Here is a 25,028-nt window from a genome sequence, read left to right as displayed (position 1 = left end):
CCGGCGTGGGCATCCCCGTGCCGTCGAACCGGCCGGTGGGCCGCTTCCGGGCGAGCGCGTTCGACATCGCCCTGCACCTGCCGGTGACCAAGCCCCGCAAGGGCATGGAACTGCGCTGGGACGGAGAGCTCCACATCGAGGGCGAGGGCGTCAAGGACCTCGGGTTCACCCTGACCTCGGACTGGTCCAACCCCAAGGCCGTGGGCAAGATCTTCGTGGACATCGAGGTGGCGGGCCGGATCTTCTCCCTGGACCTCGCCCGCGACCACGGGACCGTGGTGCTGCACCTCGTGCACCAGGCCGGCGTGGCCCTGCCGTTCACCTTCCGGCTGCGGGTCGCCAAGACCGCCTTCGCCTCGAAGGCGTGGCCGAAGGCCTCCGCCGTCCAGCTGCAGCTCGTCTCGGTGGCGGACAGCGCCGAGGGCCTCGGGCCGGTCCTGTCCGCCTCGGCGGGCACCATCCAGGCCTCCTGACCCGCCCAGACGTCCCTCCGCCGCCTTCCGCCGCGGCCCGCCCTCGACCGGGGTGGGCCGCGGCGCCGTGTCACGCGCCGGGCGGCACGCCTGACCGGCCCGGGTCTCCCCCATGAGTAGATTGAGGAATTATGAGTGACTTCCCCGCATACGGTCAGCAACCCCTCCCGACGCTGGTGAGCTTCTACGCCGGTGACCAGTACTACCACGACGCCGCCGCCCGCCTCCGGGAGGACTGTGAGCGGTTGGGGATGCCGCACCACATCGAGGAACTGCCTGCGGAGGGCCTGGACTGGGGTGCCATCACCCGAGAGAAGATCGGTTTCTACCGCCGGATGCACGACCGGTTCGGGGCCATCCTGTGGGTGGACGTCGATACCCGCTTGGTCGGCCTGCCGGAGGTGCTTCGAGGTTCTCACTTCGACCTCGTGGGCTTCGGCGGCCGGTTCCGTTACATCCGCGAGTACGACCCGTATCAGACGGCACGCTTCTGGGTGCCGTCTTACCTCTACTTCGGTCCCACGCAGGCCGCGAGCGACTTCCTGGACCTCATGCTCGACATCGAGGGTGAGACCGAGGAACGGGTCACGGATGACTACATCCTCCAGGAGGCGTGGAGCCGTCATGAGCTGCCCCTGTCCGTCGGCCTGCTGCCGCCGGACATGATGCTGCGCCCGACCGAGACGCCGACCCATCGGAGTGTCTTCCTGCACGGGCACAGCGGCAATGTCAGCTCCTTCCGCGACCAGGTGGTGCAGCACCAGAACGCCGCGGACAACCCGGCGGTCCGTTCGCGGGTGCTCGGCGCGGAGGCCGTCGATGCCATGAAGGCCGGGAACCGGTTCGCTGCCATCCGGCTGGCGGAGCGGTCCCTCGACTCCCTGCCCACGGATCCCGACGCGGCGATCCGCCTATCGAGGTACCTCAAGCTGGACCGTCAGCACGAGGAGTCAGTGGCGGTGCTGCGGAGTCAGCTCCAGGAGAACCCGACGCTGGATGCGACGAGGCAGGAGCTCGCCGTCCGCCTCAAGGAGCGCCACGACTTCGCCGGTGCCCGGCGCGAGGCCGAGCACGTCCTGACGGGCGCGAGCAGTGCCGCCGCGGCCCGCGCGGCCGAGCTCCTCGACGAGATCGGGCGGGACGAGCGCGCGCGCGACCTGGGTATCGGACCCGCCCGGCGCCTGAGGATGTGGTGGATGAAGACCCCCTACCCCGGTAACTTCGGCGATGTGCTGAGCCCGTGGGTGGTCGAATGGGTGACCGGTCAGCCGCCGGCCTTCGGCCAGCGGGACCGTAGCCTGCTGGCCATCGGTTCCGTCATCAAGTTCGCGCGGGAACGGTCGACGGTCTGGGGTTCGGGGACCCCGCGCCGCGGGGACGCGATGGACCCCAATGCCCGCTACCTGGCCGTCCGCGGCCCCGTCACCCGCGAGGAGGTCCTGGCCGGAGGCGGCTCGTGCCCGGAGGTCTACGGCGACCCCGCCCTGCTGCTGCCCCGTTTCGTCTCAGGACACCAGGGACCCAAGCAGCACGAGGTGGGCTTCATCAGGCACGTCTCGCAGGACAACCTCGACCTGCACCTGGACGACGTGGCCGACATCCGCCTCAGCGGCGTCGGGGAGGGCTTCCTGCGGTCGGTGGTGGACCAGATCACCTCGTGCGAACGGATCGTCTCGACGTCCCTGCACGGGGTGATCGTGGCCAACGCCTACGGCATCCCGGCTCGCTGGGCGGTCATGGGGGACGCCTCGGAGGCCATCAGCGGCGACGGGACGAAGTTCGAGGACTACTTCCGCTCGGTGGGGCTGGAGCCTCAGGCGCCCCTCGAGGTCTCTCGCCATTCCCCCATCACACCGTCCCTGGCCGATGGCCTGCCGGACACGGTCGAGCTGGACTTCGACGGCGACGCACTCGCCGGCGCCCTGCGCGAGGGCCTGGGGCTCTAGGCAGGACCGCGACGGCCCGCCCCGGTGGCTGCTCCCGCGGGAGCGGCCACCGGGGCGGGCCGTATCTCGTGCGTCCCGGGCGCCCCGGCGTCCTCAGGCCAGCCGGTGGAGCCAGCCGTGGCGGTCCTCGCCGTGGCCGGTCTGCAGGTCCAGGAGTTCACGGCGGATGTCCAGCGCCACGGAGTCACCCGGGGTGACGGCCGGGGAGTCGAAGTGCTCCTCGCCGTCCACCAGGCGGCCGATCGGGGTGATGACGGCCGCCGTGCCACAGGCGAACACCTCGGTGATCTCACCGCCGGCCACCCCGTCGCGCCACTCCTGGAGCGTGATGCGCCGCTCGACGACGTCCAGCCCGCGGCCCCGGCCCAGCTGCAGCACGGAGGATCGCGTGACGCCCTCCAGGATGGTGCCGGTGAGCTCGGGGGTGACGAGGGAGCCGTCCTTGAAGACGAAGAACACGTTCATCCCGCCCAGTTCCTCCACGGCGTTGTCCCGGACGGGGTCGAGGAAGAGGACCTGGTCGCAGCCCTGGGCCGACGCCTCGAGCTGCGCGGCCAGGGACGCGGCGTAGTTGCCGCCGAACTTGGCCGCACCGGTGCCGCCGTGACCGGCGCGGGCGTAGTCCCGGGACACCCAGATGGAGACGGGCTTGAGCTCGCCCCCGAAATAGTTCCCCGCCGGGGAGGCGATGACCTTGTACGCGATCTCGTGGGCCGGGCGCACGCCGAGGAATGCCTCGGAGGCGTACATGAACGGCCGCAGGTACAGGGACTGCCCCTCGCCGTCCGGAACCCAGCCGATGTCCGTGGACACCAGCAGGCGCAATGACTCGAGGAAGTCCTCCTCCGGCAGTTCCGGCAGGGCCAGCCGCCGCGCGGAGCGGTTCAGGCGTGCCGCGTTGGCCCGGGGCCGGAACGTCCACACGGTGCCGTCCGGGTGGCGATAGGCCTTCAGGCCCTCGAAGATCTCCTGGGCGTAGTGGAGGACGGCCGTGGCCGGGGACAGGCTCAGCGGCCCGAACGGCTCGATCCGCGCGTCGTGCCAGGTCCCGCCGCTGTGCTGCCCGTCGCCGCCCCAGGTCCAGTCGATGGAGACCATGTGGTCGGTGAAGTGCTGCCCGAAGCCCGGATCCGCCAGGATCTCACGGCGCCGCTCCTCGGAGACGGGCGAGGACTGGGGATGGACGGCGAATTCCATGGACACGACGGATTCCTTCTCTCGTAGTACCCCGGGTGCCACGCAGGCCGGCGCCGGCCGCGCCCAGGGCATTGCTTCGCGTTCTCGGTGGCCAGCGGGTCCGCTGATGCGCCGGGAAGGTGCATCCATCATATGACCTGCCCGGAGGGCGGTTCAGACGCGGGATGCCTCGACGCCGCTCAGACGGCGGCGGCGATGGCGTCGCCGACCTGCGCCGTGGTGCGCGGTCCCGACTGCGGCGTGCCGGACTGGCCGCGGGCGGCCATGTCCGCCCACACGGCCTCGTTGATGCGCCGGGCGGCATCGGTGCGGCCGGCCTGCTCCAGGAGCAAGGCCCCGGAGAGGATGGCGGCGGTGGGGTCGGCCTTCTGCTGTCCGGCGATGTCCGGGGCCGAACCGTGGACCGGCTCGAACATGGACGGTGCGGTGCCGGAGATGTTCAGGTTCCCGGACGCGGCCAGGCCGATGCCGCCCGTGACGGCGGCGGCGAGGTCGGTGAGGATGTCCCCGAACAGGTTGTCCGTGACGATCACGTCGAACCGCGAGGGGTCGGTGGTCATGTGGATGGTCGCGGCGTCCACGTGCATGTAGTCGTGGGTGACGGACGGGTACTCCGCGGCCACGGCCTCCACCGTCCGCCGCCAGAGGTGCCCGGCGTACACGAGCACGTTGTGCTTGTGCACGAGGGACACGTGCCGGCGCGGCCGGGTGGCGGCCAGCGCGAAGGCGTGGCGGACGACCCGCTCCACGCCGTAGGCGGTGTTGACGGAGACCTCGGTGGCGATCTCCTGGGGCGTGCCGGTCCGGATGGCCCCGCCGTTGCCGACGTAGGGCCCCTCGGTGCCCTCGCGCACGACCACGAAGTCGATGTCACCGGGCTCCGCCAGCGGGCTGGGAACGCCAGGGTAGAGCCGCGCCGGACGCAGGTTCACCCCGTGGTCCAGGCTGAACCGCAGCTTCAGCAGGAGCTCGCGCTCGATCAGCCCGGAGGGGATGCGGGTGTCGTTCGGGGCGGCGCCCACGGCACCGAACAGGATCGCGTCGTGGGCGCGCAGCCGCTGCAGGGTCTCCTCGGTGAGCGTCTCCCCGGTCTGCAGCCAGTGCGCCGCGCCGAGTGAGTAGTCGGTGGTGCGGATCTCCGCGTCACCGGAGGCCTCCGTGGCCGCCCGCATGACCTTGAGCGCCTCGGCGGTGACCTCCGGCCCGATGCCGTCCCCGCCGATGACGGCGATGTCCAGGACGTCCTGGACGGAGCGGGTGGCGGTCTGGGTGCTGGCCGGGCGAACCGTATCGGCGACGTTTTCCATGCTCTCAGGCTAGGCCCGCCCGGGGACACTGGTCCACCATGTGGTCACACTGTCCACCATGCGGACAGGCACCGGTCCCGCCGTGGGACGCGGCCGACCGGCGTCCGGTCCCACGGCGGCCCGCCAGGGAGCGGGGACGAACCGCTGGTCCTAGCCGGCCTCTGGCTCCTCGTGGCGCGGGAAGACCGGGACCGGCGCCGGCAGGGAGGCCCCCGGCACCAGGGCCTCGTCCCAGGCCGCGAAGGACCGCGGCCCGGCACCGGAGGCACCGGTGCGGCCGGCGTCGCCGGAGGCCTCCACCCCGAGCAGGTCCAGCAGGCGCGTGGCCGATCCCGGCATCACCGGCTGGACCAGCAGCGCCACGCGGCGCACCGTCTCCAGCGTCGCGTACAGCACGGTGGCCATCCGCTCCGGGTCGGTCTTGCGCAGCACCCAGGGTTGCTGATCGGCGAAGTAGGCGTTCGCGTCGTTCAGGACGGCCCACGTGGACTCCAGGGCGTGGTGGAAGTCCTGCACGGCGTAGTCCGCCCGCGAGGTCTCCAGCAGGGACGAGACGGACTCCAGCAGGGCGCGGTCGGCGTCGGTGTACTCCCCCGGCTCCGGCACCGTGCCGCCGAGGTTCTTGGCCACCATGGACAGCGAGCGCTGGGCCAGGTTGCCCAGGTTGTTGGCCAGGTCCGCGTTCTTGCGCCCCACCACGGCGTCGTGACTGTACGAACCGTCGGCGCCGAAGGGGAACTCTCGCATCAGGAAGTACCGCACGGCGTCCAGCCCGTAGTGGGCCACCCACTCCGCCGGGGCCACGACGTTGCCCAGCGACTTGGACATCTTCTGGCCCTCGTTGTTCAGGAAACCGTGGATCATCACCCGCCGCGGCAGCTCGAGGCCGGCGCTCATCAGGAAGGCCGGCCAGAAGATGCAGTGGAACCGGGAGATGTCCTTGCCGATGATGTGCAGGTCGGCCGGCCAGTAGCGCGCGAAGCGCTCCGAACCGGTGTCGGGGAATCCGGCACCGGTGAGGTAGTTGGTCAGCGCGTCCACCCACACGTACATCACGTGCTCCAGGGTGGGCTGGACGGGCTGCCCGTCCGGGCCCTTCGCGGTGCCGTCCGCCGGCGCCGGGACGTCGATCCCCCAGTCGAAGGAGGTCCGGGAGATGGACAGGTCCTCCAGCCCGGACTCCACGAACCGGATGACCTCGTTGAACCGGTACTGCGGCGCGGCGAACTGCGGGCGGCTGCGGTAGAGCTCCAGCAGCGGCTCCTGGTACTTCGAGAGGCGGAAGAAGTAGCTCTCCTCCTCCGTCCAGGTCACCTCGGTGCCGGTCTCCGTCGCATAGCGCACGCCGTCCTCGCCCACGTGCGTCTCGTCCTCGCCGAAGAACCGCTCGTCGCGCACCGAGTACCAGCCGGAGTAGCTGCCCAGGTAGATGTCACCGGCGGCCTCCATGCGCCGCCAGATGGCCTGGACGGACTCGCGGTGGTCGGCGTCCGTGGTCCGGATGAACCGGTCGTAGGACACGTCCAGGACCTCGTCGTCCACCTGCTGGAAGGCCGCCGCGTTGCGGGTGGCCAGTTCCAGCGGGGTGATGCCCTCGGCCTCGGCGGTCTGCTGCATCTTCTGGCCGTGCTCGTCCGTGCCGGTGAGGAAGAACACGTCCTTGCCGTCGAGGCGCTGGAACCGGGCCATCACGTCCGCGCCCACGTACTCGTACGCGTGGCCGACGTGCGGCTCGCCGTTCGGGTAGGAGATGGCGGTGGACAGGTAGTAGCTCTGGGCCATGCGCTCAGTGCTCCAGGTCGAGCAGGTCGATCCCGGCGACCCTGGAGGCCCCGATGGACTCGCCCAGCTGCTCGGCGACACCGGCCGGCAGGGCCGCGTCCAGGGTCAGCATGGCCAGGGCCTCGCCGCCCTCGGACTGGCGGGAGACGTCCATGCCGGCGATGTTCACGTCGGCGTCGCCCAGCACGTTGCCGATGGTCCCGATGACGCCGGGACGGTCGGTGTAGCGGAAGACCAGCAGGTGCTCGGCCAGCGGGACCTCGATCTCGTAGCCGTCGATCCCGACCACCTTCTGGACCTGCTTGGGCCCGGTCAGGGTGCCGGACACGGACAGCTGGGTGCCGTTGGAGGTGGCGCCCTTGACGGTGACCGTGTTGCGGTAGGCCGGGGACTCGGAGGTGGTCGTCAGCCGGGTCTCCACGCCCCGCTGCTCGGCCAGGACCGGGGCGTTGACGTAGGAGACGTGGTCGGAGACCACGTCCGTGAACACGCCCTTGAGCGCGGCCAGCTGGAGGGACTTGACGTCCTTGTCCGCGATCTCACCGGCGACCTCGAGCTCCACGACGGTCAGCGAGTCACCGGTGGACAGCGCCGTCAGGATGCGGCCGAGCTTCTCGGCCAGCGGGATGCCCGGGCGGACGTCCTCGTGGATGATGCCGCCGGCCACGTTGACGGCGTCCGGGACGAGCTCGCCGGCCAGGGCCAGTCGCACCGACTTGGCCACGGACACGCCGGCCTTCTCCTGGGCCTCCGAGGTGGAGGCCCCCAGGTGCGGGGTCACCACGGCGTTGTCGTGGGTGAAGAACGGCAGGTCGATGGCCGGCTCGGAGGAGAAGACGTCGATGGCCGCGCCGCCGACGGTGCCGGCCTCGAGGGCGCGGTTCAGCGCGTCCTCGTCGATCAGCCCGCCGCGGGCCACGTTCACCACGTAGGCGGTGTCCTTCATGATCGCGAACTGGTCGTCGGAGATCATCCCGATGGTCTCCGGGGTCTTCGGCATGTGGATGGTGATGAAGTCGGCCTGGGCCAGCAGCTCGTCCAGGTCCAGCAGGCGGGCACCGATCTGCTGGGCCCGCGCGGAGGTGATGTACGGGTCGTAGGCGAGGATCTCCATGCCGAACGAGCGCATCCGCTCGGCCACGAGCGAGCCGATGCGCCCCAGCCCGATGATGCCAAGCTTCTTCTCATACAGCTCGACGCCGGCGTACTTGGAACGCTTCCACTCCCCGCCCTTCAGGGCGCGGTTGGCCGGGGCGATGTTGCGGGCGACGCCGAGGATGTGGCCGCAGGTGAGCTCGGCAGCGGACAGCACGTTCGAGGTCGGGGCGTTGACCACCATGACACCGGCCTGGGTGGCCGCCTTGGTGTCCACGTTGTCCAGCCCGACGCCGGCCCGGGCGATCACCTTGAGCCGGGAGGCGGCCCCGATCGCCTCGGCGTCCATCTTCGTCGCCGAGCGGATCAGCACCGCGTCGGCCTCCGGCAGGGCGGCCAGCAGCTGGGCACGGTCGGCACCATCGGTCGTCCTGATCTCGAAATCCGGACCCAGGGCGTCCACGGTGGCCGGGGAGAGTTCTTCAGCGATGAGGACGACGGGCTTGGTTTCAGACACGGGAGGTTCACCTTCGGATAGACATTGACGCCGGCTCGGAACGTGGGTCGGCCGATCTTGATTCTAGGACCTGGAAGCACGGCGGCCCCCCGTGTGCACGAGGGGCCGCCTTCACGCCCGGGATCACCCCGGGCGCCGGTGGGGTGGTACGGCTCAGCGGGCCGCGGTGCCCTCGGTGTAGTCGTCGTCGGAGTCCTTCAGCCAGGAGAACATCTGGCGCAGCTCGCGGCCGGTCTTCTCGATCGGGTGCGCCTCACCGGCGGCACGCAGCTTCTTGAACTCCGGTGCCCCGGCGGCCTGGTCGTCCATGAAGCGCTTGGCGAAGGTGCCGTCCTGGATGTCGGCCAGCACGGCCTTCATGTTCTCCTTGACGCTCGGGTCGATGACACGCGGGCCGGAGACGTAGTCGCCGTACTCGGCGGTGTCGGAGACGGACCAGCGCTGCTTGGCGATGCCGCCCTCGACCATGAGGTCCACGATCAGCTTGAGCTCGTGGAGCACCTCGAAGTAGGCGACCTCGGGCTGGTAGCCGGCCTCGGTCAGGACCTCGAAGCCGTACTGGATCAGCTGGGAGGCGCCGCCGCACAGCACGGCCTGCTCGCCGAACAGGTCGGACTCGGTCTCCTCGGTGAACGTGGTCTCGATGACGCCGGCGCGGGTGCCGCCGATGCCCTTCGCGTAGGACAGGGCCAGGTTCTTGGCGTTGCCGGTGGCGTCCTGCTCGACGGCGATCAGGGCGGGCACGCCGCGGCCGGCCTCGAACTCACGGCGGACCACGTGGCCCGGGCCCTTCGGGGCCACCAGCGCGACGTCGACGCCGGCCGGGGGCTGGATGTAGCCGTAGCGGATGTTGAAGCCGTGGGCGAAGAACAGGGCGTCACCGTCCTGCAGGTTCGGGGCGATGTGCTCCTGGTAGACGGCGCCCTGGACCTGGTCCGGGGTGAGGATCATGATCAGGTCCGCCTCGGCAGCGGCCTCGGCCACGGAGACGACGCGCAGGCCCTCGGCCTCGGCCTTGGCGCGGGACTTGGAGCCCTCGGCAAGGCCGATGCGGACGTCCACGCCGGAGTCACGCAGGCTCAGCGAGTGGGCGTGGCCCTGGGAGCCGTAGCCGATGACGGCGACGGTGCGTCCCTGGATGATCGAGAGGTCGGCGTCGTCTTCGTAGTACTTGGTGGTCACAGGAGATCTCCTCGGTGTGTTGTTCGGTGGTTGTCGGGAAGTGGGTGGGGACCCGAAGGTCAGTTCCGGGTCAGGGCGCGGTCGGTCATCGACTTGCCGCCCCGCCCGACGGCGATGGTCCCGGAGCGCACGAGCTCGCGGATCCCGAAGGGCTCGAGCACCTCCAGCAGCGCGGCCAGCTTGTCGGCCGCGCCGGTGGCCTCGATGGTCACGGAGTCGGTGGAGACGTCCACCACGGAGGCGCGGAACAGCTCGACGGCCTGGACGACCTGGGACCGGGTGGCCGCGTCCGAACGGACCTTGACCAGCAGGTGGTCGCGCTGGACGGAGTTGTCGGCGCTCAGCTCGACGATCTTGATGACGTTGACGAGCTTGTTGAGCTGCTTGGTCACCTGCTCGAGCAGGTCTCCCTCGGCGTCCACCACCACGGTGATCCGGGACAGTCCCTCGATCTCGGAGGTGCCCACGGCCAGGGAGTGGATGTTGAAGGCGCGGCGGGCGAAGAGGCTGGCGACGCGCGTCAGCACGCCCGGCACGTCCTCGACCAGTACGGACAGCGTGTGTCGTGCCATGGGTCAGTCCTCCTCGTCCCAGTCCGGGGTCATGTCCCGGGCCACCTGGATCTCGTCGTTGCTCACGCCGGCCGGAACCATGGGCCACACCATCGAGTCACGCGAGACCACGAAGTCGACGACGACCGGGCGGTCGTTGACGGCCAGGGCCTGCTCGATGGTGGCGTCCAGGTCCTCCTCCCTCTCGCAGCGCAGCCCGAGGCAGCCGTAGGCCTCGGCGAGCTTGACGAAGTCCGGGACGCGGATGGTGTCGTGGCCGGTGTTCAGGTCGGTGTTGGAGTAGCGGGACTCGTAGAACAGCGTCTGCCACTGCCGGACCATGCCCAGCGAGGAGTTGTTGATGACGGCCACCTTGATCGGGATGTTGTTGATCAGGCAGGTCGCCAGTTCCTGGTTGGTCATCTGGAAACAGCCGTCGCCGTCGATGGCCCAGACCACGCGGTCCGGGTCCCCGACCTTGGCGCCCATGGCGGCCGGCACGGCGAAGCCCATGGTGCCCAGGCCGGCGGAGTTCAGCCACTGGTGGGGACGCTCGTACTTGACGAACTGGCTCGCCCACATCTGGTGCTGGCCCACGCCCGCCACGTACACGGCCTCGGGGCCGGAGTGCGCGTCGAGGCGCTCGATGACCTTCTGCGGGGACATCAGCCCGTCCTCGGTGGGGGCGTAGCCCATCGGGTAGGTCTCGCGCAGCCGGTCCAGCACGGTCCACCACTCGCCCAGGTCCGGGGCACCCGACTCGGCGTGCGCGTCCCGCACGGCGCCGGTGAGCTCCGGGATGATCTCCTTGACCGAGCCGACGATCGGCACGTCCGCCGGACGGTTCTTGGAGATCTCGGCGGGGTCGATGTCCGCGTGGATGACCCGCGCCTTCGGGGCGAACGTGGACAGCTGGCCGGTGACCCGGTCGTCGAAGCGCGCGCCAAGGGTGATGAGCAGGTCGGACATCTGCAGGGCCGAGACGGCGGCCACCGAACCGTGCATCCCGGGCATGCCCAGGTGCTGGCGGTGGGAGTCCGGGAAGACGCCGCGGGCCGTGAGGGTGGTGACCACGGGCGCCCCGGTGAGCTCGGCCAGCTCCCGCAGCTCCGCACTGGCGTGGCCGCGGGAGACGCCGCCGCCCACGTAGAGCACCGGCCGCTCGGCCTGCTGGATCAGCCGGGCTGCCTCGCGGACCTGCTTGGAGTGGCCGCGGACCACCGGACGGTAGCCGGGCAGGTCGATCCTCGGCGGCCAGGAGAACTCCATCTGGGCCTGCTGGGCGTCCTTGGCCACGTCGACCAGCACGGGGCCGGGACGGCCGGTCGTGGCGATGTGGAACGCCTCGGCGAGTGCCTGCGGGATGTCCTGGGCGTCGGTGACCAGCCGCGAGTGCTTGGTGATCGGCATCGTGATGCCCACGATGTCCGCCTCCTGGAAGGCGTCCGAGCCGATCGCCGCGGAGGCGACCTGGCCGGTGATGAACACGCAGGCCTCGGAGTCCATGTGGGCGTCGGCGATCGCCGTGACGAGGTTGGTGGCCCCCGGGCCCGAGGTGGCGATCGCCACGCCCGGACGGCCGGTGGCCAGGTAGTAGCCCTGTGCCGCGTGGCCGGCGCCCTGCTCGTGGCGCACCAGGACGTGACGGATCGTCTGGGAGTCCATCAGGGGGTCGTAGGTGGGCAGGATGGCCCCGCCCGGCAGGCCGAAGATGTCCGTGACGCCCAGTTCCTCCAGGGAACGCACGATCGCCTGCGACCCGGTCATCGTGACCGGTTCGACGACACGGTTCGGCCCGGGGACCAGGCTCTCGCCCGCAGGCTCGTTCCTGTCCCGCGGCTCGCGGGATGCATGTGAGGTCATCACCGCTGGGGTGATCCGGGGTCCGTTACTCATTGCTGTGCCTTCTTGCCTAGCTCTTCTGGCGCTGTACTGGAGCATCCGGGGTACCTGTGCGGTACCCCGGTCACCTCTGGTGCCCGCCGGCGGGTGTCCCCCGCGGCGTCCGCCGGAGTGGCGGAGGAGTCAGTGGCGCTGATGTGGTGGCCAGCGTCATGCTTGCATCTCCAACAAATAAACCCCGACGTCGGCCGGTCGGCCCGCTCGGGGTTTGGCGCGTGGCGGCGGGCGGACCCGCTGATCCGAACCGTAGTTCAGGCCACGCGCTGGATAACGACAACTAGTCGCATGTTGGACATGGTGACCAGTATCCCCGAGGCACGCCGTCCGGCGTCAATCCATCCTCTCACGGTCTCACATCGTGAGACGGGCGTCCGCTCCGTGGACACGCCGGGTCATCCGGCGTGTCCACGGACACGGGGCGCACCGGTCAGCCCAGGTACGCGCCCTCGGCCGCCGAGTGCACGAGCTTGGCGTACTTGCCCAGGACCCCCGTGGTGAACTTCGGGGGCACCGGCTCCCAGCCCTCCCTGCGGCCCTCGAGCTCCTCGGCCGGGACCAGCAGGTCCAGCGTGCGGCCGGCGATGTCCACCCGGATCCGGTCGCCGTCGCGCACCAGGGCGATCGGGCCGCCGTCGGAGGCCTCTGGGGCGATGTGCCCGATGCACAGGCCCGTCGTGCCGCCGGAGAACCGGCCGTCGGTGAGGAGCAGGACGTCCTTGCCCAGCCCGGCCCCCTTGATGGCGCCGGTGATGGCGAGCATCTCGCGCATGCCGGGACCGCCCTTGGGACCCTCGTAGCGGATGACCACCACGTCACCGGCCTTCAGCTCGCCGGCCTCCAGGGCGTCCATGGCCTGGCGCTCGCGCTCGAACACGCGGGCGGTGCCCTCGAACACGTCGGCGTCGAAGCCGGCGGACTTCACCACGGCGCCCTCGGGTGCCAGCGAGCCCTTCAGCACGGCCAGGCCGCCGTTGTGGTGCAGGGGGTTGTCCAGGGCGCGCAGCACCTTGCCGTCCGGGTCCGGCGGGTTGATCCCGGCCAGGTTCTCGGCCACGGTCTTGCCGGTGACGGTCAGGGCGTCACCGTGGACCAGGCCCGCGTCCAGCAGGGCCTTCATGACCACGGGCACGCCGCCGACCTTGTCCACGTCGGTCATCACGTACTGGCCGAAGGGCTTGAGGTCGCCCAGGTGCGGGACCTTGTCACCGATGCGGTTGAAGTCGTCCAGGGTGAGGTCCACGCCGGCCTCACGCGCGATGGCCAGCAGGTGCAGGACCGCGTTGGAGGACCCGCCGAACGCCATGGTCACGGCGATGGCGTTCTCGAAGGCCTTCTTGGTCATGATGTCCCGGGAGGTGATCCCCAGGCGCAGCAGGTTGACCACGGCCTCACCGGACTTGCGGGAGAACGCGTCGCGGCGCCGGTCGGCCGACGGCGGGGCGGCGGAACCGGGCAGGGACATCCCCAGCGCCTCACCGATGCAGGCCATGGTGTTGGCGGTGTACATGCCGCCGCAGGCACCCTCCCCGGGGCAGATCGCCCGCTCGATGGTGTCCAGGTCCTTCTCGCTCATCAGTCCCCGAGCGCAGGCGCCCACGGCCTCGAAGGCGTCGATCAGGGTGACCTGCTTCTCCGTGCCGTCCTCGAGGGTGGCGTAACCGGGCATGGTGGATCCGGCGTAGATGAAGACGCTGGAGACGTCCAGCCGGGCGGCCGCCATCAGCATGCCCGGCAGCGACTTGTCGCAACCGGCCAGCAGCACGGAGCCGTCCAGCCGCTCGGCCTGCATCACGGTCTCCACGGAGTCGGCGATGACCTCGCGGGAGACCAGCGAGTAGTGCATGCCGTCATGGCCCATCGAGATGCCGTCCGAGACGGAGATGGTGCCGAACTCCAGCGGGTACCCGCCACCGGCGTGCACCCCCTCCTTGGAGGCCTGGGCCAGGCGGTCCAGGGAGAGGTTGCACGGGGTGATCTCGTTCCACGAGCTGGCGATGCCGATCTGCGGCTTCGCGAAGTCCTCGTCCCCCATGCCGACGGCGCGCAGCATGCCGCGGGCCGGGGCACGCTCCATGCCGTCGGTCACCGCGCGGGAGCGTGGCTTGATGTCGGGAGCCGCGGCGTCGTCGCCGCCGGCCCCGCCGGCTGCACCGCCGGGAAGGGTCGTGTCTGCGCTGGGGGTGGTCATGGCGACCATCCTAGGACCGCCGCCGGCGTGCCGCGCGGCACGTGACGGCCGGGGCCCGCGAACCTCCCGGCAGGTCACCGGCGTCCGCGAGCCTCCCCGCAGGTCACCGGCGTCCGTAGAATGGGCGTCATGAACGGCGAAGACCTCAAGCGCATGCTCCGGGAGGCCTTCGACGCGAGGGTCTTCAACTACGGGGACTTCAACCTCGTCTACGGCCAGCCCTCCGGCGCCGGCGACCCCTGGGTGATCGGCTACCGGCACCAGCCCCTGGAGCTGTTGCTGTGCCCCGTCGACCTCGAGGCCCTCCCCGAGGTCCCCGTGGGGCCGGACATCGCCACGGTCTCCCTGGGCAACGTCGCCACCCTGGCGGACACCGGCAGCGGGTACCAGGTGGAGACGGTCACCGGCTTCCGCACCTGGTTCGAGGTCAGCGGCACTCCCCGGATCCTGCTGCCGGAGAACCTGCGTCCCACCGGACCCGGGCCGGAGGACGACGGCACGGTCATCCTGGGCCAGGAACCGGACGCCGAGGACTTCCACGAGTTCATGTCCCACTTCATGGACACCCTGGAGTCGTACTACCGGACCTGTTGACCCACCCCCTCGACTCACCCGCGGCGGCGCCGGCCGACCGTGACGGAGATCTCCCGCCCCTCGATTTCGCATCCGCCCCCGACCTCTGCTAAAGTTTTTCCTCGTTGCACGGACCGATTATCGGTCCACGGAACACTGCGCCTCTAGCTCAACTGGCAGAGCAATTGACTCTTAATCAATGGGTTCCGGGTTCGAGTCCCGGGGGGCGCACCACAGCTCGCATCCATCGCAGACGACAAGGCCCCGGTCAGGTGACCGGGGCCTTCTCGTGTCCCCGCGAGGTCCGGGACCACGCGGGTCGTCCGCTGGTCGCACTCGAATCGTACGCACTGCGACGGGACCTGCGTCCCGCCCACTCCCCTCGTACACGTCCAGGCCTACCTCACGTCACCGAAGCGTGCCACGATGTCGCTGTAGCGGCACCGGGTCGGGTGTCGCAGGTCCCCCCGTGAAAGGCCGCCAGCACCGTGTCTCGACGATTCGCGCCCGCACTCGCCACCACCACCGCACTGGTCGTCCTGGCCGCCACGGGCGGGATGGTCCCGAGCGCCGCGGTGCCGGGTGCACACGCCGAGCGCGCCATGACCTACCTGGCCCCGTCGTCACCGCAGCGATCCGCGTATGCGGGCGCCGGCGTCGTGACCGCTCCCGACGCGGTGGTCGAGGCAGCCTCCCGGGCCGGCCTGGCGGAGGGCACGGCGGAGCGGACCCGGGTGCGCCTGGTCCAGTCCTCCTCCGGGCAGGCCGCACTCGACCGCTACGCCGGCGAGGTCCCCCCCTACGTCAACGCCGCGCCCCTGGCCCTGGTCGGGCGAGCCTTCGACCACCCCGTGGCCGGCCCCTTCACCCTGAGCTCGGCCTTCGGCTGGCGGAAGAACCCCACCCACGTCGGCCCGACCGCGCAATTCCACATCGGCCTGGACTACGCGGTGGCCTGCGGAACGCCGGTCCTGGCCGCCGCGGACGGCACGGTCGTCTCCGCCGGGGAACGGGGTACCGGCGGACTGCGCGTCGACATCGACCACGGCGACGGGCTGGTGACCTCCTACCGGCACAACTCCCGGCTCCTGGTCTCCCCGGGTGACCGCGTGGGCCGTGGCGACGCGATCAGCCTGTCCGGGACCACGGGCAACTCGACGGGATGCCACCTGCACTTCGACACCACCCTCGAGGGCCTGTACGTCGACCCGGTGCACCTGCTGCCGGAGGTCGCCGGACAGCCCCGGGCGCTGGACGCGGTGGACCTGGAGCGCATCCGCGCGGCCGCGCGAGAGGACGCGCCCGCCGTCGCACCGGAGCGCAGGGAGGCCGCCCCGCGGACCGGGCAGCCGGCCGCGCCGGGGCCGATCGCCCGGGAGGCCGCCCCGCGGACAGGGACCCGGGGTGATCACGCCCGGGCCCCGGAGGCACCAGCGGCAAAGGACCGGTCACCGCGTCCCCCCTCCGCCGGGCCGTCCGGGACGCCTGCCTCGCCCGGTGCATCCCCCACCACGCCCACGGCGACGCGGCCGGCCGAGCGAGGCCCGAAGCCCTCGGGCACCACGAAGCCGGTGCACCCGAGGCCCACTCCGCCGGCAGTCACCCCGAAACCCAAGCCCACCGCGCCGGGGACCCCCGCCGCCACGGAGCCGGCCGAACCCGCCCAGCCGACACACCCCGGACCGAGCGCACCGGCCACGCCGACGCCGACGAAGCCCTCCACGCCCGACCCCGCCCAGCCCACGCCGTCCACGCCCACCGCGCCCGGCCCCGCCCAGCCCACACCGACCAAGCCCGCCCAGCCCACGCCGTCGCCGTCGCCGACCGAACCCGTCACGCCCACGCCGTCGCCGACCGAGCCCACCGCACCGGAACCGTCGGTGCCGGCCAGTCCCCCTGCTCCCGTCTCGCTGACCGAGGAGGAGGCGGCGCGGTGGTGCCTGCCCCTGGACGACGACACGGAGCAGGCCAGGCCGGACTTCACCACGATCTTCACCGGGGACTTCGCGGACCTCGTCGGACTCGTCGCCGTCCTCGACGACGAGGGTGGACCCGAGCCCGTGACCGAGGAGACCCTCGTGGAGGTCTCGCCCTCGGCCCTGTGGCTGGAGTCCCTCCCCGCCTGCTCCGATGCCGAGTTCCTCGAGACCGCACTCGGCTGAACGCCTACAGTGGACCGCATGACTGCTCCACACCGCCTGGCACCGGGCGACGCCGCTCCCGCCTTCACGCTGACCGACCAGGACGGCACCGCCGTCTCGCTGGCCGACTACGCCGGCCGCACGGTGATCGTGTACTTCTACCCCGCCGCCGCCACGCCCGGCTGCACCACGCAGGCCTGCGACTTCCGCGACAACCTCGCGTCCTTCACCTCCGAGGGCTTCGCCGTCCTCGGCATCTCCCCGGACGGGCCCGCCAAGCTCCGGAAGTTCGCCGCGGACGAGGACCTGACCTTCCCGCTGCTCTCCGACGAGGACCATGCGGTGGCCGAGGCGTACGGCGCATGGGGAGAGAAGAAGAACTACGGCCGCACCTACGAGGGACTCATCCGTTCCACGGTCGTCGTGAACGGAGACGGCGCCGTGGAGCTCGCCCAGTACAACGTGCGGGCCAGCGGTCACGTGGCCAAGTTGCGCAGGGACCTGGGACTGGCCTGACCGGCGGGCGGTGACGGCCCTGCACCGGGTAAGATGGGCCGTTGTCCCCGCCCGCGGGGGCGCGCGGGCGTGGCGAAATTGGCAGACGCGCTGGATTTAGGTTCCAGTGTCTTCGGACGTGGGGGTTCAAGTCCCCCCGCCCGCACGATTCGTGCTCCAGGACAGTCCGGTCCCTGCGCCGGCTCCTCCTCAGGGCGGGTCGCAGCCGGAGGACACGTCAGACGAGGAGGCCCGTCCGGGTGGACATCTCACGCCGCACCGTGCTGAGTTCCCTGGCTGCGGCCCTGGCCCTCCCGCTGACCGGGTGCGCCACCCAGATCCGCGGTGAGTCCTCCCCCCATGACGCCACCGCGCCGGTCCCTCCGGCACCCACTCCCCCGGTGCCGTCGACGGTGCCGGTGACCATCGGGGTCCCGTCCCGGCCGAGGACCCTCGACCCGGCGCTGGCCGTGGACGCCGAGTCGCACCGCAGCACCCGGCAGGTGCTCGAGAACCTCCTCGGCGTGGATCCGGACACCGGTGCGCCGATCCCCCGGCTGGCCAGCGACTGGCAGGTCACCGACGACGGGTTGCGCTACACGTTCTCCCTGCAGCCCGGTGTCGACTTCCAGGATGGCACCCCGCTGGACGCGCAGGCCGTGGTGGCGAACTTCGAGCGCTGGGCCCGCCTGCCCGAACTGCTGGGCGGGCAGCGCATGGCCGCCCTGCCGCAATTGACCTTCCCCTCCGTCTTCGGCGGCTACGCCGGCCAGGACGGATGCCGCTACCGGGCGTGCGAGGCCGTCGGGGAGCGGACCGTCAGCCTGGTCCTCAGCGATCCCATCGTGTTCCTGCCCGCCGCGCTGACGGCCCCCGCCTTCGCCCTCAGCTCCCCGGCGTCCTGGGCGACGTTCGACGATGCCCTGCCCGCCACCCCGGCCGACCGCCTGCCCCCGGCGCGGCCGGCCGGCACCGGCCCGTTCCGCTGGGGTGAGCAGGACGACGGCGACCGGCTGGTGCTGGAGGTGAACGCCGGGTACCGGGGTGAGCCGACCGCCGTCGGGCCCGTGACGCTGGCCGTGGTCCCCGGGGCCGGTCAGCGGCTCCGGGAACTGCGCCGCGGCCGGCTGGACGCCTTCGACTTCGTCGCCCCGGACACCCTGCGTCCCCTGGTCCAGGGCGGGGCACAGGTCCTGCAGCGGGATCCGCTGTCCGTGCTGTACCTGGGGATGAACTCCCGGCACCCGATCCTGGGACAGCTCTACGTGCGCCAGGCGGTGGCCCACGCCGTCGACCGGCGCGCGCTGGTCGAGGAGTACTTCCTGGCCGGCTCGGCCCGGGCCCATGAGTTCGTGCCGCCGTCCCTGGGCGTGGCGAACCCGGAACTGACCACCTACGACTACGACCCGGCGGAGGCCACCCGCCTGCTGGAGCTGGCCGGTTACCGCGGGCAGCCCCTGGACTTCGTCTACCCGGTGCACACCTCGCGGCCCTACCTGCCCGCCCCCGAGGCGGTGTACGCGCGGATCGCCGGTGACCTGGCCGCGGCCGGCTTCGTGCTCAATCCCGTACCGGTGCCGTGGGACGAGGGGTACCTGGACCGGCTCGGGGCGGACCGGACCCGGGCCTTCCACCTGGCCGGGCGCACCGGGGAGTACCGTGATCCGCACCACTTCCTGGCCCCGCTGTTCGGCCACGACTCGGCGGAGTTCGGCTACCGGAACCCGACCGTCATCACGACGCTGGCGGACGCCGTGTCCGCCCGGAACCCGGAGAACCGGACGGCGTTGTACCGCAAGGCCGCGGAGTCACTGGCCCTGGACCTGCCGGCACTGCCCCTGGCCTACCCGATCTCCGCCGTCGCCACGGGCCACACCCTGGTCTCCTACCCGACCTCCCCCGTGCTGGACGAACGGTTCGACCAGATCGTCCCGGTGGACGGACCGGCCCCGGCCCAGTAGTAAAGTCGACTCAGACCACTGTTCGAAAATCGGGAGAGAAACGTGAGCCAGCAGACTGCCCCAACCACCTACGACGTCGTCCTGGTGGGAGGTGGCATCATGAGCGCCACGCTGGGTACGTTCCTCCAGCAGCTCCAGCCCGACTGGTCCATCGCCCTGTACGAGAACCTGAACCAGGCCGGCCTCGAGGCCTCGGACCCGTGGAACAACGCCGGCACCGGTCACGCGGCCCTGTGCGAGCTGAACTACTCGCCGCTCGGACCCGACGGCAGGGTGGACCCCACCAAGGCCATCGGCATCAACGAGCAGTTCCAGGTCTCCCGCCAGTTCTGGTCCCACCTGGTCAACGAGGGCCGGCTCGGTGACCCCAAGACCTTCATCAACCCGCTGCCGCACATGAGCTTCGTGTGGGGTGACGACCACGCGGACTACCTGAAGACCCGCCACGCCTCCCTCAGCGCGCAGCCGCTGTTCGAGACCATGGAGTACACGGAGGACCCGTCCGTCATCCACGACTGGGCCCCGCTGCTGATCGAGGGCCGCACGGACGGCCAGCGCCTGGCGGCCTCCCGCCAGACGAACGGCACGGACGTGGACTTCGGCTCGCTGACCCGCCAGCTCACCACCAACCTGTCCAACTCGGGCGTGGACGTGCGCTTCGGCCACAAGGTGACCTCGGTGGACCGCGGCTCCGACGGCCGCTGGGAGCTCAAGGTCAAGAACAAGGCCGCCGGCGAGACCTTCACCGCCCGCGCACGCTTCGTGTTCCTCGGCGCCGGCGGCGGAGCGCTGCACCTGCTGCAGTCCTCCGGCATCCCCGAGGCCAAGGGCTTCGGCGGTTTCCCGGTCTCCGGCAAGTTCCTCAAGTGCACCGACGAGACCATCGTGAACCAGCACATGGCCAAGGTCTACGGCCAGGCCTCCGTGGGCGCCCCGCCTATGTCCGTGCCGCACCTGGACACCCGTTTCGTGGACGGCCGGCGCTCGCTGCTGTTCGGGCCCTACGGCGGTTTCTCCTCCAACTTCCTCAAGTCCAGCTCCTACCTGGACCTGCCGTTGTCCGTGCGTGCGCACAACCTTCTGCCCATGCTGAACGTGGCCAAGGACAACCTGGGCCTGGTCAAGTACCTCATCACCGAGGTCACCAAGAGCCAGACGAAGAAGGTCGAGACCCTGCAGGACTTCTACCCCGAGGCCGAGGCGGGCGACTGGGAGATGATCACCGCGGGCCAGCGCGTGCAGGTCATGAAGAAGGATCCGAAGAAGGGTGGCGTGCTGCAGTTCGGCACCGAGGTCGTCACCTCTGCCGACGGGACGATCGGCGGCCTGCTGGGTGCCTCCCCGGGCGCCTCCACCGCGGCCCCGATCATGCTCAAGCTCCTGGAGACCTGCTTCCCGGCCCGGATGGACGCCTGGACCCCGAAGCTGAAGGAGATGATCCCCTCGCTGGGCCGCAAGCTCAACGAGGACCGGGTGCTGATGAACGAGGTCGAGCAGGCGACCAGCGCCGCACTCAAGCTGGCCTGAGCGGCCGGCATCTGCGCCTGACGACCGATGGGTGCCCTGGCACGCTTCTCCCTGTCCAACCGCGCCCTCGTCGCCCTCGTCACGGTCCTCACCGCCGTCTTCGGCGTGCTCCTGGCCGGTCAGCTCAAGCAAGAGCTCATCCCCTCCCTCGAGCTGCCCGTGGTCTCGGTGAGCACCGTCATGCAGGGCGCGAGCCCGGAGGTCGTCGACCAACAGGTCGGTGAGCCGCTGGAGACCGCCCTGCAGGCGGTGGAGGACCTGGAGTCCTCCACCTCGACCTCGACCACGGGGCTGAACACGATCGCCCTGCGGTTCGAGTACGGCACGGACCTGAACCGGGCCCGGGCCCAGGTCGACCGAGCGGTGGCGAACGTCTCCGAACGACTGCCGGACGGCACCGAGACGAGCTCGTTCGCGGGATCGATCTCGGACTTCCCGGTGGTCTTCATGGCGGTGGGCTCCACGGACGGGGCCACCGGGCTCAACGAGCTGCGCTCGGAGGCCGAACGCCTCGTCACCCCCCGGCTGCAGAAGCTCGACGGCGTCCGCAGCGCCACGGTGACCGGTGGCACGGACCAGCACATCGCCGTCGTCCCGGACCAGGAGCGACTGGCCGCGGCCGGACTGTCGACCGGGGACATCGTCACCGCCCTGGAGGAGAACGTCGGGCTGTTCCCCATCGGCCAGGTCACCGAGGGGACGCTGACCCTGCCGGTCCAGGCCGGCGCGCCGGTCGAGTCCCTCGACGACGTCCGCGACGTCGTCCTGGTGTCCGCAGAGGACGGTTCCACCCCACCGGCCGCTGCCGGCCCCGCTCCGCAGCAGCCCGGTCAGCGGGCCGACGGGACCGGACCGGGGTCCGCTCCCGCGGTCCCGGCCGAGCCCCCGGCCTCGGCGGCACCGGTGCGCCTGGGCGAGGTGGCCGAGGTCGGGATCCGCGACGACGACGCGACCTCGGTGACCCGCACGAACGGCGTGGACACGCTGGGACTGTCCGTGACGAAGACCCCGGACGCGGACACCGTCGCACTGTCCCACGCGATCGGCGAGCTGATCCCGGAGCTCGAGTCCCTGCTCGGCGACGGGGCCACCATCACGGTGGTCTTCGACCAGGCCCCGTTCATCGAGCAGTCGATCGACACCCTGCTGGTCGAGGGCCTGCTCGGACTGGTGTTCGCCGTGCTGGTGATCCTGGTGTTCCTGGGCTCGATACGCTCCACCCTGGTCACGGCCATCTCCATCCCGCTGTCGCTGCTGGTGACGTTCATCGGGATGCGCGTCTCCGACTACTCGCTCAACATGCTCACTCTCGGGGCGCTGACCATCTCGATCGGCCGGGTGGTGGACGACTCCATCGTGGTGGTGGAGAACATCAAGCGGCACCTGGGCAACGGCGAGGACAAGCGCACCGCGATCCTGTCCGGCACCGGGGAGGTCGCGACCGCCATCACGGCCTCCACGCTCACGACCGTGGCGGTGTTCGCGCCGATCGCCCTGGTGGGCGGGGTCGCCGGTGAGCTGTTCCGTCCCTTCGCGATCACCATGGCCATCGCGCTGCTGGCCTCGCTGCTGGTGGCCCTGACGATCGTCCCCGTGCTGTCCTGGTGGTTCCTGGGCCGCACCCCGGGCGGCAGGCGGCCGGGCAGTCCCGCGGCACGGCACTCCTCCGGCACCGCGCCCGCCGCCGCTCCGGCGGTCGCGGCCCGCGGACCGCTCCAGCGGCTCTACCTGCCCGCGCTGCGGGGCACCCAGCGGCACCCCGTCATCACCCTGGTCGCGTCGGTGCTCCTGCTGGGGGCCACGGTCGCCATGGTCCCCCTCGTGCCGACGAACCTGCTGGGCAACACGGGGCAGAACACCTTCACCGTCACGGCCGCCCAGGAGCCGGGCACCTCACTGGAGACCACGACGGCGGCCGCGGGCCGGGTGGAGGAGGTCCTGGTGGACGTGGACGGGGTCCTGGACGTGCAGTGGACGGCCGGATCGGCCGGGTTCGTGCCGGGACTGCGCGGCAGCGCGGACGAGGCCCGGTTCACGGTCCTCACCGACACGGACGCCGACCAGGAACGCATCCACGACCAGGCCCGCTCCCGGCTGGACCGTCTCGAGGGGGCCGGCTCCGTCACCGTGTCCACCTCCGGCGGGTTCGGCACGTCCTCGGACGTGGAGGTCACCGTCTCGGCCCCGACGCCGGACCTGCTGGCGCAGGCCAGCGACCGGGTGATGGAGGCCATGGCCGGCGTCGAGGGGGCCCGGGAGGTCTCCTCGAACCTCGCGGCGGCCCGCCCGACCTTCCAGGTCGACGTGGACCGGCTGGCCGCGGCGGAGGCCGGGCTGACCGAGGAGGCGGTCGCCGCGCAGGCCGCGGCGGCCCTGAACCCGGTCCCCTCCGGTACGGTCCGGCTGGAGTACACCGACTATCCCGTGCGCATCGGCGAGCCGGAGGAGATCACGACGCTGCAACAGCTGCGGGACGTCGAGGTGCTGACGGCGACAGGCCCGATCGCCCTGTCCGGACTGGCCGAGGTCTCCCGGCAGGAGGTGCTCTCCTCGGTGTCCTCCTCCAACGGCGACCGGGTGGCGATCGTCTCCGTCACCCCGGACGGGGACGACCTCGGTGCGGTCTCCACCGGCGTGGGGAACGCCCTGGAGGACCTGTCCCTGCCCGAGGGGACGTCCGCCGAGCTGGGCGGCGCGGCCACCCAGCAGGCGGAGACGTTCCGGGACCTGTACCTGGCCCTGCTCGCCGCCGTCGCCATCGTGTACGTGATCATGGTCGCGACGTTCAAGTCGCTCATCCAGCCGCTGATCCTGCTGGTCTCCATCCCGTTCGCGGCCACCGGGGCCATCGCCCTGCTGCTGGTCACCGGCACCTCGCTGGGCCTGCCCGCCCTGATCGGCATGCTCATGCTCGTCGGGATCGTGGTGACCAACGCGATCGTGCTCATCGACCTGATCAACCAGTACCGGCGCCGCCCCGGTCACACGCTGGACTCGGCCCTGCAGCAGGGCGCGCTCAACCGGTTGCGCCCGATCGTGATGACGGCCCTGGCCACGATCCTGGCCCTGGTCCCGATGGCCCTGGGCATCACCGGTCACGGCGGGTTCATCTCCCAGCCGCTGGCGGTGGTCGTCATCGGCGGGCTGGTGTCCTCCACCCTGCTCACCCTGTTGCTGGTCCCCGTGCTCTACCGGCTCGTGGAGGGCGCCGTGGAACGGCGGCGGGGCCGGGCGGAGACGGCAGAGGCCTGACCGCGGCGGGCTGACCGCGGCGGCCTGGCCGCTCGGACCCAGACCACTGCGGCCCAGCCGTGGGGGGGGTTAGACCGGCTGGCTGTCGGCGAGCATCGCGTCCACGCTGATCCGGTCCAGGAACAGACCGCCGCGCACGGTGGACAGGAAGGCCGTGTCCGAGGAGTCCGCCCCGGTGGACACCCGCACCAGGGCGCCGGTGTCCGAGAGCCGGGTGGCGTCCAGCGGGTGCCACTGACCGTCCATCCAGGCCTCGGCCACGGCATGGAAGTCCATGGGCCGCAGTCCCGGGGCGTAACCGGCCACCACGCGGGCCGGCACGTTCCGGGCGCGCAGCAGGGCCACCACGAGGTGCGCGAAGTCCCGGCACACGCCCTGGCGGGAGAGGAAGGCGTCCACGGCGCCGTCGGTACCGCGGGAGAACCCGGGCACGTAGCGGAGGTTGGCGTTGACCCACTGCTCCACGGCGTGGAGCAGGTCCATGCCCCCGACGTCCCGGAACAGGCTCGCGGCCAGCGGGTAGAGCTTGTCCGACTCGGCGTACCGGGAGGGGCGCACGTACCGGATCAGGTCGGCCTCGTCGCCGACGGGCTCGGCCTCCCGCCCGGCCACGATGCAGGCGTAGTCGACCCGGACGGTCCCCGGTTCAGGCGGTTCCGAGGAGAAGCCCGCCTCGGCGACCGTGGGCGACTCGTCGTCGTCCTCCCAGCCGATGGCCCCGCTGGACTCGGCGAAGCTGACCGGGACGTCCACCACGTGCAGGCGCCCGCCGTGGTGGTCCTGGACCTCGCGGACGGGCAGCCGTCCGGCGGGGGTGCGGACGTCCAGGCGCTCGGACACCCGCTCCATGCCCTCGGCATCGGCGGCGGCCACCGCCAGGACCATGCGGGTGCCCTCGGAGGGCCGGACGGTCAGGGTGGATCGGACGTGGCGGCGCAT

Annotated in this window: 17 protein-coding genes and 2 tRNA genes; 10 read left to right on the top strand and 9 right to left on the bottom strand. The window is 71.2% G+C overall.

Annotated elements, in window-relative coordinates; translation table 11 throughout:
• A partial coding sequence (locus tag PLJ28_RS09415) for a hypothetical protein (protein WP_324590058.1) occupies positions 1-473 on the top strand: 473 nt, incomplete at its 5' end.
• A 131-nt stretch (positions 474-604) separates the two neighbouring features.
• Positions 605-2,419: a polysaccharide pyruvyl transferase family protein gene (locus PLJ28_RS09410; RefSeq protein WP_298045329.1), complete on the top strand. Its 1,815-nt coding sequence runs from the start codon at positions 605-607 to the stop codon at positions 2,417-2,419.
• A 93-nt stretch (positions 2,420-2,512) separates the two neighbouring features.
• Here PLJ28_RS09410 and PLJ28_RS09405 read toward each other — a convergent pair whose 3' ends face one another.
• The 8 genes from PLJ28_RS09405 to ilvD form a co-directional block, all read right to left on the bottom strand.
• Positions 2,513-3,616, bottom strand: coding sequence for a branched-chain amino acid aminotransferase (locus PLJ28_RS09405; protein WP_324590057.1), 1,104 nt, complete (start codon positions 3,614-3,616; stop codon positions 2,513-2,515).
• Positions 3,617-3,795: 179 nt separating this feature from the next.
• Complete coding sequence (locus tag PLJ28_RS09400) at positions 3,796-4,923, bottom strand: 3-isopropylmalate dehydrogenase (protein ID WP_298045332.1); 1,128 nt, start codon at positions 4,921-4,923, stop codon at positions 3,796-3,798.
• A gap of 150 nt (positions 4,924-5,073) precedes the next feature.
• Entirely contained in the window at positions 5,074-6,705 is a 1,632-nt protein-coding gene (metG, locus tag PLJ28_RS09395) for a methionine--tRNA ligase (protein ID WP_298045334.1), read from the bottom strand.
• Positions 6,706-6,709: 4 nt separating this feature from the next.
• Positions 6,710-8,317 (bottom strand): phosphoglycerate dehydrogenase, encoded by a 1,608-nt coding sequence (gene serA, locus PLJ28_RS09390; RefSeq protein WP_010145504.1) that lies wholly within the window; start codon positions 8,315-8,317, stop codon positions 6,710-6,712.
• A gap of 153 nt (positions 8,318-8,470) precedes the next feature.
• Positions 8,471-9,499, bottom strand: coding sequence for a ketol-acid reductoisomerase (ilvC, locus tag PLJ28_RS09385; RefSeq protein ID WP_183524726.1), 1,029 nt, complete (start codon positions 9,497-9,499; stop codon positions 8,471-8,473).
• A gap of 59 nt (positions 9,500-9,558) precedes the next feature.
• On the bottom strand, positions 9,559-10,071 hold the full coding sequence (gene ilvN / locus PLJ28_RS09380) for an acetolactate synthase small subunit (RefSeq protein ID WP_183524723.1): 513 nt from the start codon (positions 10,069-10,071) through the stop codon (positions 9,559-9,561).
• A gap of 3 nt (positions 10,072-10,074) precedes the next feature.
• Entirely contained in the window at positions 10,075-11,913 is a 1,839-nt protein-coding gene (locus PLJ28_RS09375) for an acetolactate synthase large subunit (RefSeq protein WP_370577095.1), read from the bottom strand.
• Between the two features lie 466 nt (positions 11,914-12,379).
• Positions 12,380-14,140, bottom strand: a complete 1,761-nt coding sequence (ilvD, locus tag PLJ28_RS09370) for a dihydroxy-acid dehydratase (RefSeq protein ID WP_221243339.1) — start codon at positions 14,138-14,140, stop codon at positions 12,380-12,382.
• A 129-nt stretch (positions 14,141-14,269) separates the two neighbouring features.
• Here ilvD and PLJ28_RS09365 point away from each other — a divergent pair, with 129 nt between their 5' ends.
• From PLJ28_RS09365 to PLJ28_RS09330, 8 genes are all read left to right on the top strand, one after another.
• The gene (locus PLJ28_RS09365; RefSeq protein ID WP_298045337.1) at positions 14,270-14,734 is read left to right on the top strand and encodes a hypothetical protein; all 465 of its coding nucleotides are present in this window, start codon (positions 14,270-14,272) and stop codon (positions 14,732-14,734) included.
• 137 nt (positions 14,735-14,871) lie between these two features.
• Positions 14,872-14,947 (top strand) — tRNA-Lys (locus PLJ28_RS09360).
• A 254-nt stretch (positions 14,948-15,201) separates the two neighbouring features.
• A complete protein-coding gene (locus PLJ28_RS09355) occupies positions 15,202-16,875 on the top strand; it encodes a peptidoglycan DD-metalloendopeptidase family protein (protein ID WP_324590056.1) in 1,674 nt (557 codons plus the stop codon).
• A gap of 18 nt (positions 16,876-16,893) precedes the next feature.
• Positions 16,894-17,370, top strand: coding sequence for a thioredoxin-dependent thiol peroxidase (gene bcp, locus PLJ28_RS09350; protein WP_183524700.1), 477 nt, complete (start codon positions 16,894-16,896; stop codon positions 17,368-17,370).
• 63 nt (positions 17,371-17,433) lie between these two features.
• A tRNA-Leu gene (locus PLJ28_RS09345) sits at positions 17,434-17,515 on the top strand.
• A gap of 94 nt (positions 17,516-17,609) precedes the next feature.
• Entirely contained in the window at positions 17,610-19,310 is a 1,701-nt protein-coding gene (locus PLJ28_RS09340; protein WP_298045340.1) for an ABC transporter substrate-binding protein, read from the top strand.
• Positions 19,311-19,352: 42 nt separating this feature from the next.
• Positions 19,353-20,837 (top strand): malate:quinone oxidoreductase, encoded by a 1,485-nt coding sequence (locus PLJ28_RS09335; RefSeq protein ID WP_183524694.1) that lies wholly within the window; start codon positions 19,353-19,355, stop codon positions 20,835-20,837.
• Positions 20,838-20,864: 27 nt separating this feature from the next.
• Positions 20,865-24,089, top strand: coding sequence for an efflux RND transporter permease subunit (locus PLJ28_RS09330; RefSeq protein ID WP_298045341.1), 3,225 nt, complete (start codon positions 20,865-20,867; stop codon positions 24,087-24,089).
• A gap of 69 nt (positions 24,090-24,158) precedes the next feature.
• Here the strand turns inward: PLJ28_RS09330 and PLJ28_RS09325 are convergent, their stop codons facing one another.
• Positions 24,159-25,028, bottom strand: coding sequence for a transglutaminase-like domain-containing protein (locus PLJ28_RS09325; RefSeq protein ID WP_183524688.1), 870 nt, complete (start codon positions 25,026-25,028; stop codon positions 24,159-24,161).

Source organism: Citricoccus sp. (assembly GCF_035445025.1).
In the GTDB taxonomy this organism is placed as follows: domain Bacteria; phylum Actinomycetota; class Actinomycetes; order Actinomycetales; family Micrococcaceae; genus Citricoccus.
Note: the sequence above shows the minus strand (reverse complement) of the source record. Positions and strands in the feature narration are given on the sequence as shown.